Source organism: Pseudomonas putida, from assembly GCF_028682175.1.
Lineage (GTDB): Bacteria > Pseudomonadota > Gammaproteobacteria > Pseudomonadales > Pseudomonadaceae > Aquipseudomonas > Aquipseudomonas putida_AD.
Window position 1 is genome coordinate 51,379 of sequence record NZ_JANHKS010000006.1, and the last position, 17,101, is coordinate 68,479.

15 protein-coding genes are annotated in these 17,101 nt (G+C 62.5%); 7 read left to right on the top strand and 8 right to left on the bottom strand.

What is annotated here, in order from left to right; translation table 11 throughout:
* Positions 1–219: 219 nt before the first annotated feature.
* The 3 genes from NPS29_RS06625 to NPS29_RS06635 form a co-directional block, all read right to left on the bottom strand.
* Positions 220–1,515 carry a GGDEF domain-containing protein gene (locus tag NPS29_RS06625; protein WP_274131506.1) on the bottom strand — a complete coding sequence of 432 codons (1,296 nt, stop codon included), beginning with the start codon at positions 1,513–1,515 and terminating at the stop codon, positions 220–222.
* A 425-nt stretch (positions 1,516–1,940) separates the two neighbouring features.
* Positions 1,941–3,746 carry a phenylacyl-CoA dehydrogenase gene (locus NPS29_RS06630; protein WP_274131508.1) on the bottom strand — a complete coding sequence of 602 codons (1,806 nt, stop codon included), beginning with the start codon at positions 3,744–3,746 and terminating at the stop codon, positions 1,941–1,943.
* Positions 3,747–4,126: 380 nt separating this feature from the next.
* Positions 4,127–4,423, bottom strand: a complete 297-nt coding sequence (locus NPS29_RS06635; protein ID WP_274131510.1) for a pyrroloquinoline quinone biosynthesis protein PqqE — start codon at positions 4,421–4,423, stop codon at positions 4,127–4,129.
* A gap of 306 nt (positions 4,424–4,729) precedes the next feature.
* On the opposite strand from NPS29_RS06635, the gene NPS29_RS06640 reads away from it, so the two are divergent.
* The 6 genes from NPS29_RS06640 (at position 4,730) to NPS29_RS06665 (ending at position 11,343) form a co-directional block, all read left to right on the top strand.
* Entirely contained in the window at positions 4,730–5,539 is an 810-nt protein-coding gene (locus NPS29_RS06640; protein WP_274131512.1) for a helix-turn-helix transcriptional regulator, read from the top strand.
* A gap of 211 nt (positions 5,540–5,750) precedes the next feature.
* Positions 5,751–6,887, top strand: a complete 1,137-nt coding sequence (locus tag NPS29_RS06645; protein ID WP_274131514.1) for an ABC transporter ATP-binding protein — start codon at positions 5,751–5,753, stop codon at positions 6,885–6,887.
* Positions 6,888–6,930: 43 nt separating this feature from the next.
* Entirely contained in the window at positions 6,931–8,082 is a 1,152-nt protein-coding gene (locus NPS29_RS06650; protein WP_274131516.1) for an ABC transporter substrate-binding protein, read from the top strand.
* 43 nt (positions 8,083–8,125) lie between these two features.
* Positions 8,126–9,058 carry an ABC transporter permease gene (locus NPS29_RS06655; RefSeq protein WP_274131518.1) on the top strand — a complete coding sequence of 311 codons (933 nt, stop codon included), beginning with the start codon at positions 8,126–8,128 and terminating at the stop codon, positions 9,056–9,058.
* 1 nt (position 9,059) lies between these two features.
* Entirely contained in the window at positions 9,060–9,878 is an 819-nt protein-coding gene (locus NPS29_RS06660) for an ABC transporter permease (protein ID WP_274131520.1), read from the top strand.
* Positions 9,871–11,343 (top strand): aldehyde dehydrogenase family protein, encoded by a 1,473-nt coding sequence (locus NPS29_RS06665; RefSeq protein ID WP_274131522.1) that lies wholly within the window; start codon positions 9,871–9,873, stop codon positions 11,341–11,343. The genes NPS29_RS06660 and NPS29_RS06665 overlap by 8 nt, the downstream gene beginning before the upstream one ends.
* Before the next feature lie 146 nt (positions 11,344–11,489).
* Here the strand turns inward: NPS29_RS06665 and bioD are convergent, their stop codons facing one another.
* From bioD to bioB, 5 genes are all read right to left on the bottom strand, one after another.
* Positions 11,490–12,170: a dethiobiotin synthase gene (gene bioD / locus NPS29_RS06670; RefSeq protein WP_274131524.1), complete on the bottom strand. Its 681-nt coding sequence runs from the start codon at positions 12,168–12,170 to the stop codon at positions 11,490–11,492.
* A gap of 88 nt (positions 12,171–12,258) precedes the next feature.
* Entirely contained in the window at positions 12,259–13,110 is an 852-nt protein-coding gene (gene bioC / locus NPS29_RS06675) for a malonyl-ACP O-methyltransferase BioC (RefSeq protein ID WP_274131526.1), read from the bottom strand.
* Positions 13,103–13,834: an alpha/beta fold hydrolase gene (locus NPS29_RS06680; protein WP_274131528.1), complete on the bottom strand. Its 732-nt coding sequence runs from the start codon at positions 13,832–13,834 to the stop codon at positions 13,103–13,105. Before NPS29_RS06680 ends, bioC begins: the two co-directional genes overlap by 8 nt.
* Positions 13,827–15,017 carry an 8-amino-7-oxononanoate synthase gene (gene bioF / locus NPS29_RS06685; RefSeq protein ID WP_274131530.1) on the bottom strand — a complete coding sequence of 397 codons (1,191 nt, stop codon included), beginning with the start codon at positions 15,015–15,017 and terminating at the stop codon, positions 13,827–13,829. The genes NPS29_RS06680 and bioF overlap by 8 nt, the downstream gene beginning before the upstream one ends.
* 171 nt (positions 15,018–15,188) lie before the next feature.
* Complete coding sequence (bioB, locus tag NPS29_RS06690) at positions 15,189–16,244, bottom strand: biotin synthase BioB (RefSeq protein ID WP_274131532.1); 1,056 nt, start codon at positions 16,242–16,244, stop codon at positions 15,189–15,191.
* A 109-nt stretch (positions 16,245–16,353) separates the two neighbouring features.
* Between bioB and NPS29_RS06695 the strand changes: the two genes are divergently transcribed.
* On the top strand, positions 16,354–17,088 hold the full coding sequence (locus tag NPS29_RS06695; RefSeq protein WP_274131534.1) for a ComF family protein: 735 nt from the start codon (positions 16,354–16,356) through the stop codon (positions 17,086–17,088).
* The last annotated feature ends 13 nt before the right edge of the window (positions 17,089–17,101 follow it).

Below are 17,101 nucleotides of genomic sequence, written 5' to 3' on the forward strand. Positions count from 1 at the left end.
ACCTCGCAAACAGCAGCAGATAACCCGGGAAAAGACATCGCGCTCATCTTGCGACGTCAATGTGTCAGTTGATCCCGAGTGTACAGGAACACCATTTGCGACACATAGGGTCAAGTCATGACCAAAAAGCAGTTTTAAGTCACAAGCTGCAAGCTATAAGCAGATCCCGGCAGGTCTTCACTTTGAGGCAAAGACCTGAGGATGAGCAGCGGTGGAAAATCAGCTGGCGGCAGCCATTCGCACGGCGCCGCGCTTGTTGGTCTGGCCGTGGGCGACCACGCAGTTGCGGCCTGCGCCTTTGGCGGCATAGAGCGCCTGGTCGGCAGCCTTGAGCACTTCTTCGGGGTTGCGGTGTTCGGGCTGACGCTCGGCCACGCCCATGCTTACGGTGACCGACACGGTCGAGGCCTGGGACCCGGCGCGGCGCTGACGGCCTTGCTGGTCATCCTGCGGGCGGTTCTCCTGGTTGCGCAGATGGATCGCGTACACCGCAATGGTTTCGCGAATCGCTTCCAGGTGCGGCATGCACTCTTCCAGCGTCTTGCCCGCGAATACGATGGCGAATTCCTCACCGCCGTAGCGGTAGGCGCGCCCGCCGCCGTTGGTGATCTTCGACAGCTTGCTGGCCACCAGCCGCAGCACCTGGTCGCCGACGTCATGGCCGTGGGTGTCGTTGAATTTCTTGAAGTGGTCGACGTCGCTCATCGCCAGCACATAGTTGCGACCCAGACGCTGCATCCGCTCGTTGAGCGCGCGGCGCCCAGGCAGGCCGGTCAGCTCATCGCGGAAGGCCATCTGGTAGGCCTCGTGAGCCACCGCCGAAGCGAGCATCAACATCACCTGGCTGCACATGATGTTCAGGGTGAACGGCAGGATGAAGGTCTTGGGCAATGCCCAGAACAACCCGAGCAAGCCCACCAGTTGCGCGGCATGCAGCGGACGCGGCTTGCGCACGTACTGGAAGATCAGCACACCGAAGGCAATCATGAAGGTCGCGTAGGACAACTGGATCAGGCTCATCCACTCGCCATGCAGCGCTGGCCAGCGGATATCGGCGAGCCACGCCAGCAGGCTTTCCGGGAAGCTCTGCTCAAGGCCCAGAGCCACGCTGCCAACGGCGACGAATACCGCCAGGCGCGCCACCAGATCCTGGAACAGATGGGTGCGTTCTTCCCAGGCCGCATACAGCGCGTACATCACCGGCAGCAACAGGCAACAGAGGTGGAAGATCACGGCGGCGTCTTCACGCACCTTGCCGTTGTCGCGGTAGAAATCGGTCTGGGTGTCGAGCAAAAAGTAGGCGACGTACACCGTAATCATCAGGAACAGTTCGCGCTGGCGTTTGTACACGCCGCAGTACGCACCGCCGAGCAGAAGCACCAGGGTGGGCAGTACGTTGAAGAGCGAGGTGAAGAACACGTTCAGGTCTTTCACGTAGGCAGCCGCGAGGCCGGCGAGCAGCAACCCCAATGACGGTAAAAAATGGCTGAGACGTGCGGCGGATGGGCGCTGCAAGAGGACTATCTCCTACCCGTGTGAAGCGAGTTCAAATCAAATGGCATTGTGCCTGTATCGGCCGCCCGGCAGATTTGATGAGGAGAAATTGTGATTTGGGTCACTGTTTTTTTGCGTTCCAGCCTCATCTGTAGGAGCGCGCTTGCCCGCGATCGCGGTGTGTCATCAAACATTGTGGTGGCTGGCACACCGCAGTCGCGGGCAAGCGCGCTCCTACAGCGGGAGGTGTCGATCACGGCATCGGAGGCAGGCTCGAGGGCGACCCGCCGGCAAGCCGTGCTGCTACGGGGAATCCGGTCGTTCACAAGATCGGGACCACCCCGAATCCGTAGCAGCACGGCTTGCCGGCGGGAGCGATCTTGCGGGCACAAAAAAGCCGCCGGTCCCGGAGGACTGGCGGCCTTGAGGTAAAAGCCGGCGGTGGCTTAGTAAGCCAGGCCGAAGTGCTCTTCGTTCATGTCCATCAGGTTATTGGCACCCGACAGCATGGCCGCAACGTGGGTGCGGGTGCGTGGCAGGATGCGCTGGAAGTAGAAGCGCGCGGTCTGCAGCTTGGCGGTGTAGAAGGCTTCTTCGGTGGTACCGGCGGCCAGTTTCTCGGCAGCCAGGCGCGCCATGTCAGCCCAGAAGTAAGCCAGGCAGGCGTAACCCGAGAACATCAGGTAATCCACCGAGGCGGCACCCACTTCTTCACGATCCTTCATGGCAGCCATGCCGACCTTCATGGTCAGTTCGCCCCACTCCTTGTTCAGTGCAGCCAAGGGTGCAACGAACTCGCTGACCGCTTCATTGCCTTCCTGCGCCTGGCAGAACTTGTGCACGATCTTGGTGAAGCCCTTGAGCGCTTCGCCTTGAGTCATCAGCACTTTACGGCCCAGCAGGTCCAGCGCCTGAACGCCGGTGGTGCCTTCGTACAGCATCGAGATGCGGCTGTCGCGAACGTTCTGCTCCATGCCCCACTCGGCGATGAAGCCGTGGCCGCCGTAGATCTGCACGCCGTGGTTGGCGGACTCGAAACCGACTTCGGTCATGAAAGCCTTGGCGATCGGGGTCATGAACGCCAGCAGGCCATCGGCTTGCTTCTTGGCTTCGGCGTCTTCGCTGTACTTGACGATATCGACCTGCTTGGCGGTGAAGTACACCATCGCACGAGTACCCTCGGCGAAGGCCTTCATGGTCAGCAGCATGCGACGCACGTCCGGGTGAACGATGATCGGGTCAGCGGCTTTGTCCGGCGCTTTCGGGCCAGTCAGAGAGCGCATCTGCAGACGCTCGCGAGCGTATTTCAGACCACCCTGGAAGCCGATCTCGGCGTGGGCCAGGCCTTGCAGCGCGGTGCCCAGGCGTGCGGTGTTCATGAAGGTGAACATGCAGTTCAGGCCCTTGTTCGGCGGGCCGATCAGGAAGCCAGTGGCGCTGTCGAAGTTCATCACGCAAGTGGCGTTGCCGTGGATGCCCATCTTGTGTTCCAGCGAACCGCAGCTCACTGCGTTGCGCTCACCCGCGCTGCCATCGGCCGCCGGCAGGAATTTCGGAACGATGAACAGCGAGATACCTTTGGTGCCCGCAGGCGCATCGGGCAGGCGGGCCAGCACGATGTGGACGATGTTATCGGCCATGTCGTGTTCGCCAGCGGAAATGAAGATCTTGGTGCCGGAAACCTTGTACGAGCCATCAGCCTGAGGCTCGGCCTTGGTGCGCAGCATGCCCAGGTCCGTACCGCAGTGAGGCTCGGTCAGGCACATGGTGCCGGTCCACTCACCCGACACCAGTTTGGTCAGATAGGCCTCTTGCTGCTCAGGGGTGCCGTGCTCGGAGATGGTGTTCATCGCGCCATGGGACAGGCCCGGGTACATGCCCCACGACCAGTTGGCTTCGCCGACCATTTCGCTGACCGCCAGACCCAGCGACTCAGGCAGGCCCTGACCGCCATGGGCGACGTCGTGGGCCAGGCTTGGCCAGCCGCCTTCGACGAACTGTTTGTAGGCTTCCTTGAAGCCGGTCGGGGTTTTGACGCCGGACTCGCTCCAGGTGCAGCCTTCGGTGTCACCGACGCGGTTCAGCGGGGCCAGCACCTGCTCACAGAACTTGGCGCCTTCCTCGAGAATGGCGTCGACCATGTCAGGCGTGGCGTCCTGGCAAGCTGGCAGACTCTGATAGTGCGCTTCGTAGCCGAGCAGTTCGTCACGAACGAAGCGAATATCACGCAAGGGGGCCTTGTAGTCCGGCATAGCGATAAACCTCTGCTGATGAATCCTGGAATTGGATGACCGTCCGGTCACTGTGGGGGGCTCGCCCCGGCCCTCGAGATTTGATTTTGTCCGAGGGTCAAACAGGTGTTTGAAACATACGTTTACGCCCAAACCTTGTCAAGGGTGCGTCGTGAACCTTTCATCCGGGGCACACAAAACGTCATCCAGCTGCATGCCCGCCAGCTCGAAAAAAAGCAACGGGCAGCCAGGTTGAGTCTAGTTGAGTGAAGCGTCTGGAACGGGCGCGGGAAGGCCGCGATTCGGTCGCGTGATAGGGCGTTATTCAGGAAGGGTGTTGCAGGATATGACGTGCGCCACAGCGCACGTTCAACAGAGGTGTCGCGAGGGAAATCGGATGATCAGGCGTAGGTATCGATCAAGGTGCCGAGCATTTCGTCGCTGGCCTTCTCGACCTTGACGCCCGCCTGGACCTGAATCTTGCCCTGGGTCAGCTCCACGACGTTGGTCGCCATGTCCGAACGCTGCGGGCGATCCACCGAGCGCAAGCGCTCAAGCTGGAAATCCGAAGACTGGCTGCGACCTGACACTTCCGTGGCCGGGCTGGCCAACTGGGTGGCGGCCTGATCGACACGGTTCTGCCCGACCTGAATTGCACTCAGGCCCGGATACAGCGTGTTGTTCAGTGAAATCTGCATGTCCAAATCCTCTGTTCATAAAGCGAACAGCCAGCATTGAAACAGACGATGCTCGAAAACGCCCGTCAAAAACAATAATGGCATCGGGCCTGCTAATAGAGCAGGCCTGAATCGGCGGTGAAACGTTACTGCGTGGCGACCGGTGACATCTTGTGCCTGAAAACGGTGCAGCCCGACACAGTCCGAAACCTCACCTTAACCGGTCAGGCCCCGCTCTGCCTCACTGCAAGCCGCGAACTGTGCAGTGGCGCACATCCTGCATCCTGTGTTGAAGTGCTCATCCATGGATCTGTCGTCGAACGCCCCATGCGCCCAAAGGAACTGAAACACTGGACCAGCGGCATCGCTCATCTTCTCGACCTGTCGGGAGGCGCTGCGCGTCTGGGCGGCTTGAGCCACTGGCTGAAACAGATCGCTCCAGTCGATCACTTCGTGTTGTTCATCTACGAGGGCAACCATCGCCCCCTGGCGCTGTTCGACACGTTTGCGCCGGACAAGCGCAAGATCTACGTCGACGATTACCAGTGCGGCCCTTACCTGCTTGACCCCTTCTACCTCGCCTGCACCCGCAGGCAGCCACCGGGGCTGTGGCGTTTGCGCCAGTTCGCGCCGGACCATTTCTACCTCAGCGAGTATTACCTGGCGTATTACCAGCAGACCGGGCTGGCCGAGGAAGTGGCGTTTTTCGTCGATCTGGGCGGTGACGCCATGGCGGTGTTGTCGCTGATGCGCGCCACGGCCAGCTCGGCGTTCAGCCGGGACGAACTGCAATTGATGGAATGCGCGCAGCCGATTGTCGAGCAAGTCATCACCGAGGCCTGGGGGCAGCATCGGGCGCGCCAGCCTCGCTCGCCACAGGATCTGGACTACAAGGTTCACGCGGCTTTCGATCACTTTGGCGATCACATTCTTACCGGGCGGGAGCAGGAGATCGTGCGTTTGCTGTTGCGCGGCCACTCCAGTGCGTCGGTGGCCGAGCAACTGGTGATCAGTCCTGGCACGGTGAAGATCCATCGCAAGAACATCTACGCCAAGCTTGGCATTGGCAGCCAGGCGGAGCTGTTGGGGTTGTTCATTCGCGAGCTGACCGGGCCGGATATCGCCGCCACTGCCTGAACACCGCTGACCTGTAGGAGTGAGCTTGCTCGCGATCGCGCAGGGTCAGTCACCTCAGGCGTTACAGATAGATCCCAATCGCGAGCAAGCTCACTCCTACAGGTAAGGGTACGCCGCCTCTATCCCCCAAGGGATATATACAGCCCGAAACCGCGATTGTTAGTTTGGCCTCCATCGCAGCGAACCCTGCACTGGAATGCGAGAGCCTCTGATGAACGACAGTCGCCATGAAAACGATATCGAGTTCTGCAACGTCGAGAAGCACTACGGCAATCTAAAGGCCGTGAATAACCTGAGTTTTCAGGTCAAGCGCGGCACCTTTCACTCTTTTCTCGGCGGCTCGGGCTGCGGCAAGACCACCACCCTGCGCATGATCGCAGGCTTCGATCAGCCGACGCTTGGCGAAGTGCGGCTGGCGGGCAAGAACGTGGCGGGTGTGCCGGCCTATCAGCGTCCGGTGAACATGGTGTTCCAGCACTACGCGCTGTTCCCGCACATGACCGTCTCGCAGAACATCGCCTACGGCCTGCGTTACCTCACGCCGCGCCCGGACAAGAAAGAACAGCAGCGCCGCGCCGACGAAGCGCTGGAAATGGTGCGTCTGTCGGGCCTGGGCCATCGCAAGCCGAGCGAGCTTTCAGGCGGCCAGCAACAGCGTGTGGCCCTGGCCCGTGCGCTGGTGAACAAGCCCACCGTGCTGCTGCTCGACGAACCGCTGGCAGCGCTGGATCGCAAGCTGCGCAAGGAGATGCAGTCCGAGCTGCTGCGCCTGCAACGGGAGGTCGGCATCACTTTCGTGCTGGTCACCCACGATCAGGAAGAAGCCCTGTCGATGAGCGACAGCATCAGCGTGATGCACAGCGGCTCGATCATCCAGACCGCCTCCCCCGAACAACTCTATGAAGCCCCCGCCACCCGCTACGTGGCCGACTTCATCGGCGAATCCAACCTGTTCAACGGCACGGTGCGCCAGGTGCAGGGCAATTCGGCCTTGCTGCGGACCGAGCAAGGCATCGAGTTGAGCAGCCCGCTGACGCCCAACGGCGCGGCCCTGAGCGCCAACACCGAAGGCTGCATCGCGGTGCGCCCGGAGCTGATCGACATCGCCGCCCGCGGCAGCCTGCAAGGTCGCGACGTGACGCTGGAAGGCTGCGTCGAGGACCGCATTTATCTGGGCAACATCACTGAATACCGGGTTCGCACCCAGCCCTTCGGCATCGTCTGCGTGCGGGTGCCGCGCCAGCACGGTTCAGGCGCACAAGGCGGATTCGACACAACAGGTTTCGAGCACGGCGCGGCAGTGCAGGTGGGCTGGAACAACGCCAGCGGCCTGGCGATGGCCTTGTAACGGACAACGCGCTTCACACCATTTAACAAACGGGGAGAATGCCATGGACCAGAAAACCTTTATCAAGACGATGCGCAGCTGGCAGAACGGCTCGATCACCCGCCGCGACTTCCTTGGCCGCACCGGCTTGGGCATCGCGGCGGCGGTGGTCGCCACCAACATGCCGGGCCTGCTGGCCGGCAGCTCCAGCGCCAGCGCGTTTGGCGCCGAACAGAACATCGGCGACCGTCTGGGCCTGGCCACCTGGCCGAACTACCACAGCCAGGACAACCTCGATAACTTCGCCAAGACCACCGGCGCGCGGGTGTCCATGAGCGTGTTCGGCTCCAACGAGGAGATGCTCGCCAAGCTGCAGGCAGGTGGCAGCGGCTGGGACGTGCTGGTGCCGACCAACTACACCATCAGCACCTACGTAAAGCTGGGCCTGATCGAACCGCTGGACCTGTCGCGCATTCCCAACTTCGACGCCGCAGCCTTCCAGGAAAAATTCATGGCCCAGGGCACGGTCGATGGCAAGGTCTACGCCGTGCCGAAAAACTGGGGCACCACCGGCATGGCCTATGACAGCGCCAAGCTCAAGGCGAAACCGGCGTCGTGGAAAGAGTTCTGGGCGGTCGCCAAGGACCAGGCCGATGGCCGCGCCATGGTTCACGACTACCAACTGACCGCCATCGGCAACGCGCTGAAATCCTTCGGCTACAGCTTCAACTCGCTGGACCCGAAAGAGCTGGCCGACGCCGAAAAACTGCTGATCGAGGTCAAGCCGCACCTGTTCGCCATCAACTCCGACATCCAGCCGTCGATGCGCAGCGGAGACGCGATTCTGGCGATGTCCTGGACCGGCGATGCCTCGCAACTGCATCGCGACATTCCGTCGATGGTCTACGCGCTGGGCAGCGAAGGTGGCGAGCTGTGGAGCGACTTCTTCGCGATCCCGAAAAGCGCCGAGCACAAGGATGCGTCCTACGCCTTCATCAATTACCTGCTCGACCCGCAGCACAACAAGCTGGAAGTCCTGAGCCACGGCTACCCGAGCGGCGACAAGCGCGTCGACGCCCTGCTGCCCAAGGAGATGCTCAACGACCCGATCATGTATCCGGCCGCCGAGCACCTGAGCCCGCTGGAGTTCGGCGCGGCTGCAACGCTGACCAGCCCGGCTCGCGCCGAACTGATGGCGCGCTTCAAATCCGCCTGATCGAACGCCACGACACACCGACATGAGCCATAAGGAACCGCACATGGATGCCGTCATCACCCCCGATGCACGCGGCGCCGCAGCCGGCGCGAGCGATGCGGACAGCGAGCGCGCGCAAACCCGGCGACGCAGCCTGGGCCGACGCATCACGCTGCTGATGTTGTTGCCGTCCACCCTGTGGTTCCTGCTGCTTCTGGTGATGCCGCTGGTGATCATCCTGGTGTTCAGCTTTGGTGAGCGCAGTGCCGTCGGCGGCTACGCCGGTGGCCTGACGCTGGCCAATTACCTGAACCTGGGTTCTCGCGCCGCAGCGTTTGGCAACACATTGGTGCTGGCGCCGCTGGGTACGCTGGTGTGCCTGGTGGCGGCCTATCCGCTGGCGTACTTTCTGGCGGTCAAGGCGGGCAAGAATCGTTCGTTGCTGCTGACGCTGGTGATCGTGCCGTTCTGGACCAGCTTCCTGATTCGCACCTACGCCTGGATTTTCATCCTCAGCGGCAAGGGCATTCCTGCACTGCTGGCCAGTGTCGGACTGGATGACGTGCGGCTGATCAACACCCCGTATGCGGTGCTGATCGGCATCGTCTACGGCTACCTCCCGCTGATGGTATTTCCCATTGACGTAAGCCTGGAAAAGCTCGACAAACGCCTGCTGGAAGCCTCGGCAGACCTGGGCGCCAGTGCCTTCGAGAGTTTCCGGCGGATCACCCTGCCGCTCTCGGCGCCGGGAATCATTACCGGGGTGATGCTGGTGTTCATCCTGCTGATGGGCGAGTTCCTGATTCCCGCCGTGCTCGGCGGCGGCAAGGTGTTCTTCGTCGGCAACGCGCTGGTCGACCTGTTCCTGCAATCGCGCAACTGGCCGTTCGGCAGCGCCCTTGCAATGACTCTGGTGGCGATGATGCTGGTCATCATCGGCGTCTATCTCAAACTGGTGGCCCGCTACGGCGGCAAGCCTGGCGAAGGAGCGCTCTGACATGTGGCTGCGCACCTACTCGACTTCGCTGTACCTGTTTCTGTACCTGCCCATCGCGCTCATCATGCTGTTCAGTTTCAACGCCGGGCGCAGCGGGCTGGCCTTCGAATGCTGCTCGGTGCAGTGGTTCGGCCGGGCGTTCAGCAACCCGTTCATCATGGAAGCCTTGGGCAACAGCGCGCTGATCGCCACCTGTTCGGCAGTGCTGGCGACGCTGTTCGGCACCCTGGCGGTGTTCGGCCTGCAACGCGCGGGCAAGAAGGTTCGGCTGATGTTCGACGCCCTGACCTACTGCGCGATCATCATTCCCGGCATCGTCATCGGCATCTCGACGCTGATCGCCTTCATCAGCCTGTTCGACATCCTCAACCCGCTGCTGGCGCAACTGGCGCCGAGCCTGCCGAAGCTGAACATGGGCTTTTTCACCGTGGTCGCCGCGCATTCGCTGTTCACCATGGCGCTGGTGATGGTGATCGTGCGCAGCAGGGTCGACTCCCTCGACAAGGCCTTGCAGGAAGCCTCCGCCGACCTCTACGCACCGCCGCTGGAAACCTTCTGGCGCGTGACGCTGCCGCAGATAACGCCCGCGATCATGGCCGGGTTCCTGCTGGCGTTCACCTTCAGCTTCGACGATTTCATCATCGCCTTCTTCGTGGCAGGCCCCGAGACGACGCTGCCGATCTACATCTTCTCGTCGATCCGCCGCGGCGTGACACCGGAAATCAATGCCGTTTCGACCGTGATCATCTGCGCTTCGCTGGCGCTGCTGTTCACCTCCCGTTACCTGCAGAATCGCCGCACAGGAGCCTCACATGCGTGATCAGTTGTACATCAACGGCGAGTGGGTCAGCCCCGACCTGGGCGGCTACCTGGACGTGATCGACCCGGCGACCGAGCAACCGCTGCAACGAGTGGCCGCCGGCACCGAGGAGGACATCGACCATGCCGTGCGCGCGGCGCGCCGGGCCTTCGACAATGACTGGGGGCAGACCACCGGCGCCGAACGGGCGGTATGGCTGGAAGCGCTGGCCGATGAGTTGCAAGGCGCGCAGGACGACATCGCCACCCTGGAAGTGCGCGACAACGGCAAGCCGCTGCCCGAGGCGCAGTGGGACATTGGCGATGCAATTGCCTGCTTTCGCTACTACGCGGGCCTTGCCCGGGAGCTGGATGGTCGTCAGGACAAGCCGCTGGCGTTGCCCGACGAGCGCTTTCGCTGCCGTATCCGCCTGGAGCCGATTGGCGTCGCAGGACAAATCATTCCTTGGAATTACCCGCTGCTGATGGCCGCCTGGAAGGTCGCCCCCGCGCTGGCGGCCGGTGCCAGCGTGGTGCTCAAGCCGTCGGAGCTGACCCCTCTCACAGCGCTGGAACTGGCCGGTGCCGCCGATCGTATCGGCCTGCCCGCGGGCGTGCTCAATGTCGTTACCGGGCTCGGGGCAGATGCTGGCAGCCCACTGACCCTGCACCCCGGCGTCGACAAGCTGGCCTTCACCGGCAGCGTGCCCACTGGCGCGAAAATCATGTCGGCGGCGGCCAGCGACATCAAGAACATCAGCCTGGAACTGGGCGGCAAATCGGCCTTCATCGTGTTCGACGATGCCGACGTCGAGGCGGCGGTGGAGTGGATTCTGTTCGGGATTTTCTGGAACCAGGGCCAGGTGTGCAGCGCCACGTCGCGGCTGTTGGTGCAGGAGAGCATCGCGCCCCGGCTGATCGAACGGCTGGTCGAGGAGACGCGCAAGATCACCATCGGCCAGGGGCTGGAGCCTGGCGTGCTGCTCGGGCCGCTGGTCAGTCGCGGGCAATACGAAAAGGTCCTGGGTTTCGTCGATCAGGGCAAGGCCAGCGGCGCGAAGCTGCTGACCGGGGGCAAGCGGCCTGCGCACCTTGAGCGCGGGTATTTCATGGAGCCTGCGATTTTCGACGAACCCGGGCACAACAGCATCATCTGGCGCGAGGAGATCTTCGGCCCGGTGCTGTGCATCAAGCGTTTCAAGGACGAAGAACAGGCCGTGCAGATGGCCAACGCCAGCCGTTTCGGCCTGGCCGCCGCCGTAATGAGCGACGACCCGCAACGGGCGACACGGGTGGCCAATCGGCTGAGGGCGGGTATCATCTGGGTCAACTGCTCACAGCCCACCTTCGTCGAAGCGCCCTGGGGCGGCATGAAACACAGCGGGATCGGCCGGGAACTGGGGCAGTGGGGGCTGGATAACTATCTGGAGGTCAAGCAGGTGACGGAGTACGTCAGCGAGCAGCCTTGGGGGTGGTATATCAAGTAAATGCCGCACCACATCCCGTAGCAGCACGGCTTGCCGGCGGGAGCGGTGTGTCAGTCAACTCATCTGTGACAGACAAACCGCTCCCGCCGGCAAGCCGTGCTGCTACGGTCGGTATCAACGATCATCACGGTCGGCGTGATGTGCTTTTAGTCGAGCAACTCCAGATGCAAATGCTCGGCGATCATTTCCGGCGTGGCTTTCTTCATGTGCGGCACACGGCCCAGGCAAGGCGCGGGCAAGCGTTCGGCCAGGGTGGCGAGGTTTTCTTCCAGACGCGAAGTCTTAGGGTCGATGATGTTGGCCACCCAGCCTGCCAGTTGCAGCCCGTCGTTGGCGATGGCTTCAGCCGACAGCAGCGCATGGCTGATGCAGCCCAGACGCACGCCCACCACCAGAATCACCGGCAAGCCCAGGGCAATCGCCAGGTCCGACAGGTTGGCCTGATCCGCCAGAGGCACGCGCCAGCCGCCCGCACCTTCAATGAGGGTGAAGTCGGCCTGCTTGTCGAGGATGTGGCGCATCGGCCCCAGCAGCGACTGCACCGTCAGCGCAACGCCCGCCTCTCGCGCCGCCAGGTGCGGGGCAATGGGCGGCTCGAAGGCCACCGGGTTGACCTCGTTGTAGGTCAATTCAATCGAACACTCGGCGCGCAACGCCACCGCATCGGGGTTGCGCAGGCCCTTGGGCTTGACGTCACAGCCCGACGCCACGGGTTTTCCCGCCGCCGTGCTCAGCCCCGCCGAGCGCGCCGCGTACAACAGCCCCGTGGCAATGGTGGTCTTGCCCACATCGGTATCGGTTCCCGCGATGAAATACGCAGCACTCATCTTGGCGACCATCCATTCAGATATTTCAAAGCTGTTGCCTACTCACTATAGCGCCCACACGAACAGCGCTCGCAAAACGGGTCATTTTTTAAACAGCGGCCGGCTTTTCCAGCACGGCGTAAACCACTTGATAGGTCGCGGGCAGGCCTTTCTCCTGCCGAAACGCCTCATAAGCTTCAATCAACGCCTGAATCCGCGCCCGGCCAGTCAAACCGCCTGGTCGCCCGGGATTGATATTGTGCGCACCCAGTGCCTTGAGTTCATGAGTCAGGCTGCGCACATCCGGGTAATGCAGAACGTGGGGCAGCACTTGCAGGCTACGCACCCGCAGCCCGCTGTCGGCGCAGAGGCGCTGGTAGTCGTCGAACTCGCGGAAACGGTTGACGTGAACCAGACCATCCACCGCCTGCCAGCTGTCGCGTAGCTCGTACAGGGTGCCGACGCACAGGCTCGCAAAACCGAATACGCCACCAGGTTTGAGGACGCGCCGGGCCTCGCTCAACACTCCGGAGAAGTCCGAGCACCACTGCACCGCGAGGCTTGAGAACATCAGTTCCACGCTGCCATCGGCCAATGGCAGATGCTCCGCGTCACCGGCCACGTAATGCTGCGCGCCTCCCAGCGGGCGGGCGTGGTTGAGCATGCCTTCGGCGATGTCCAGCGCGATGCCTTCGCTGCTCGGGAAGTTCTGCGCCAGCACCCGGCTGAACCAACCGGTGCCGCTGCCCAGATCGAGCCAGCGTTCAGGGACGACATCAGCCGGCAGGCGCGACAGCAACTCGCTGCCCACCGCTCGCTGCAATTCAGCGACGCTGTCGTAACTGGCCGCTGCCTTGGAAAAGGACGCCGCCACCTGACGCTTGTCTGGCAGATGGCTCTGGGTTGTCGCCTGTTGCTGTTTCACGGCTTTGAGCACCGCACAGTGGGAAAGATCAGTCATCACCGGACTCATGTAGAAACGCCTGGACCGCCGCGGCCACGCCGTGGGGGTTTTCCAGGATGAAGGCGTGGCTGGCCTGCTCGATCACGCCGACTTCGATATCGGGCAGCAGATTGAGCAGATCGGCACTCGCTTCTGCCGGAACCAGTGCATCGAGGCCGCCGAACAGGTGCAGTTGCGGGCCGCGATAGGCCTGCAGCGCGGCACGGGTGTCCAGTTGCTCCAGCAGTTTGAGGCCCTCGATCAGCCCCTGGCTCGTGCCATGGGGCGCACCGGCCTTGAGTTGGCGCGACAGTGCACGCGGTTCTTCGGCGCCCTGAACGCACAGCAGGCTGAAGCGCTTGAGGGTGGCGTCAGGGTCGGATTTGCACCCGGCAATGAACGCGTCGAAATCGGTCTGCGGCATCGCGCTTAGCCAGTCTCCTCGTGCGACGAAGCACAGGTTACTGGCAAAGGTCACCAGCCCGCAGCTGCGCTCGCCGCGCCTTGCAGCCAGTTCGGCGGCCAGCATGCCACCCAGGGACCAGCCGCCCAGCCAGACGTTGTCCGGCAGGGTGGCATCCAGCTCGTCGAGCCAGTCGTCGAGGTTGTCGGTGTCCATGTCCGGCAGCGGCTCGATCTCGACCCGCAGATGCTCGTCCAGCCCACGCAGCGCCGCCGCCAGCGGCTCAAGGGGCGATACGCCCAGGCCCCAGCCCGGCAGCAGGATCAATTGGTCACGCATCGTGTGCCTCCACCGATTCACTTTCCCCCAGCAGCGGATAGCACTGCTCCAGTGCTTCCAACAATAGCCGCACCTGGGCTTCGCTGTGGGCCGCGGACAAGGTGACGCGCAAACGCGCACTGCCTGCAGGCACGGTGGGCGGGCGGATCGCGGTGACCATCAAGCCGCGCTCGCGCAGCATCTGCGACAGGCGCAGGGCACGGTCGCTGCTGCCGATGAGGATCGGCTGGATCGGCGTGAAGCTGTCCACCAACTCAAGGCCAATCGCTTGGGCGCCCTCACGGAATTGCTTGATCAGCGCCTGCAAATGCTCGCGCCGCCAGTGTTCGGTGCGCAGCAGTTCGAGGCTTTTCAGCGTCGCGCAGGCCAGCGCAGGCGGCTGGCTGGTGGTGTAGATGTAAGGGCGGGCGAACTGAATCAGCGTCTCGATCAACTCCTCGCTGCCCGCCACGAATGCGCCTGCGGTCCCGAAGGATTTGCCAAGCGTGCCGATCAGTACCGGCACTTCTTCCATGCTCAAACCGAAGTGCTCGACGATCCCTGCGCCGTTCGCGCCCAAAGGGCCGAAGCCATGGGCGTCGTCGACCATCAGCCAGGCGTTTTTCGCCTTGGCGACCTTGGCCAGCGCAGGTAGGTCGGCGATGTCACCGTCCATGCTGAACACGCCGTCGGTCACCACCAGCGTATCGCCCATGGCCTTTTCAAGCCGCGTGTTCAGGCTGTCGGGATCGTTGTGCAGATAACGGGAAAAACGCGCGCCGCTGAGCAGGCCCGCATCCAGCAGCGAGGCGTGGTTGAGGCGATCTTCCAGCACGGTATCGCCCTGCCCCACCAATGCCGTGACCGCGCCGAGGTTGGCCATGTAGCCATTGGAAAACAGCAAGGCGCGGGGGCGACCGGTGAGATCGGCCAGGGCTTCTTCGAGTGCATGGTGCGGGGTGCTGTGGCCGATCACCAGATGCGAAGCCCCGCCACCCACGCCCCAGCGTTCGGCGCCGGCCTGCCAGGCCTTGATGACGTCGGGATGGTTGGCCAGGCCCATGTAGTCGTTGTTGCAGAAAGCCAGCAACGGCTTGCCATCGACCACCACTTCAGGGCCCTGCGGGCTCTCGAGCAGCGGGCGTTGACGGTAGAGATGTTCGGCACGACGGGCAGCGAGACGTGCGCTCAGATCGAAAGACATGCAGGCCTCGTATCAGATGCGTTAGCACTTCCCTGTAGGAGTGAGCTTGCTCGCGATTGCATTCTGTCGGTCACTCAAATGTGACTGATGGATCGTCATCGCGAGCAAGCTCACTCCTACAGTTACCGTGCATGCCGCATGTTGTGTATCAGGCGGGGAATGACAGCGGAATCAAACCGCCGCGTCGTAAAACATCTCGCTGCTCTGCTGTTCGATCAGCGCCTGCTCGATGGCCGCCTGGTGCACTTCATCGGAATGCTCTTCGCGCGCTTCGGGCTGAATGCCCAGACGCGAGAACAGCAACATGTCCTTGTCGGCCTGCGGGTTGGCGGTGGTCAGCAGCTTGTCGCCGTAGAAAATCGAGTTCGCGCCGGCGAAGAACGCCAGGGCCTGCATCTGGTCATTCATGGCCTCGCGACCTGCCGACAGACGCACGTGGGATTGCGGCATCAGGATGCGCGCCACGGCCAGCATGCGGATGAAATCGAACGGATCGACGTCTTCGGCATTGGCCAGCGGAGTACCGGCAACCTTGACCAGCATGTTGATCGGCACCGACTCAGGATGCTCAGGCAGGTTGGCCAGCTGGATCAGCAGGTTGGCGCGGTCGTCCAGCGACTCGCCCATGCCCAGGATGCCGCCGGAGCAGATCTTCATGCCCGCATCGCGCACGTAGGCCAGGGTCTGCAGACGCTCGCTGTAGGTGCGGGTGGTGATGATGCTGGTGTAGAAATCCGGCGAGGTGTCAAGGTTGTGGTTGTAGTAGTCCAGGCCGGCCTGGGCCAGGGCCATGGTCTGATCCTGGTCGAGCTTGCCCAGGGTCATGCAGGTTTCCAGGCCCATGGCTTTCACGCCCTTGACCATCTCCAGCACGTACGGCATGTCTTTGGCCGACGGATGCTTCCAGGCGGCGCCCATGCAGAAACGCGTCGAACCGATGGCCTTGGCCCGGGCGGCTTCTTCCAGCACCTGCTGGACCTGCATCAGTTTTTCTTTCTCAAGGCCGGTGTTGTAGTGACCGGACTGAGGGCAGTACTTGCAGTCTTCGGGGCAGGCGCCGGTCTTGATCGACAGCAGGGTCGAGACCTGAACGCGGTTGGCGTCGAAGTGAGCGCGATGCACGGTTTGCGCCTGAAACAGCAGGTCATTGAAGGGCTGTGTAAACAGCGCCCTGACTTCGGCTAAGGTCCAGTCGTGACGCAAAGTGGCATTGATGCTGGCGCTCATGGGCGGCTCCTTGATGTATTTGGCGACTACCCGGGCGGTTTGGCTCACTCGGCAAAACCATAAAGTCCACAGGCGCAACACGGATGTTCGGCATATTTAAGGAAGCGGCATGCGCTGTCAACCTCGCAACGGGCATCAGGTTTACATCTGGTTAAAAAACGTACAGACGTGTCTACTGTGCGACGAACAGACCGATTCCATCAGCCCGATCTGCACCCCATGCGAGAGCGAGCTTCCCTGGCTCATCGACCCTTGCGAGTGCTGCGCACTGCCCATGCCGATATCGGGACTGACCTGCGCGCAATGCACCCGCCAGCCGCCGGCCTTCAATGAAGTCATCGTGCCGTGGCAGTACGACTTCCCCATCGACGCGCTGGTCACACGCTTCAAGCACCAGGGCAAGTGGCCGCTGGGGCGATTGCTCACCGAGTTGCTCGCGCAAAACCTGCTGCACCGCTTTGAAGAAGGCCTGCAACCGCCGGACGTGCTGATCCCGGTGCCGCTTTCCAGCAAGAGAATGCGCGAGCGCGGTTACAACCAGGCGGCAATGATTGCTTACTGGCTAGGCCAGGCGCTGAAACTTCCAGTGAATGAAAGGCTGATAAAGCGCGTCAAGGAAACCCCGGCCCAGCAAGGCCTGGACGCCAAGGCCCGCAAACGCAACCTGCAGGGCGCGTTCGCCCTGACCGGGCCCTCGACCGTGACAGACCTGCACATCGCCCTGATCGACGACGTTCTCACCACCGGCTCTACCGCCGATGCATTGGCCAGGTTGTTGATTCAGGCGGGTGCAAGGCGAGTGGACGTGTATTGCCTGGCGCGTACGCCCAAGCCTGGTGACTGAGGGCCCTGTAGGA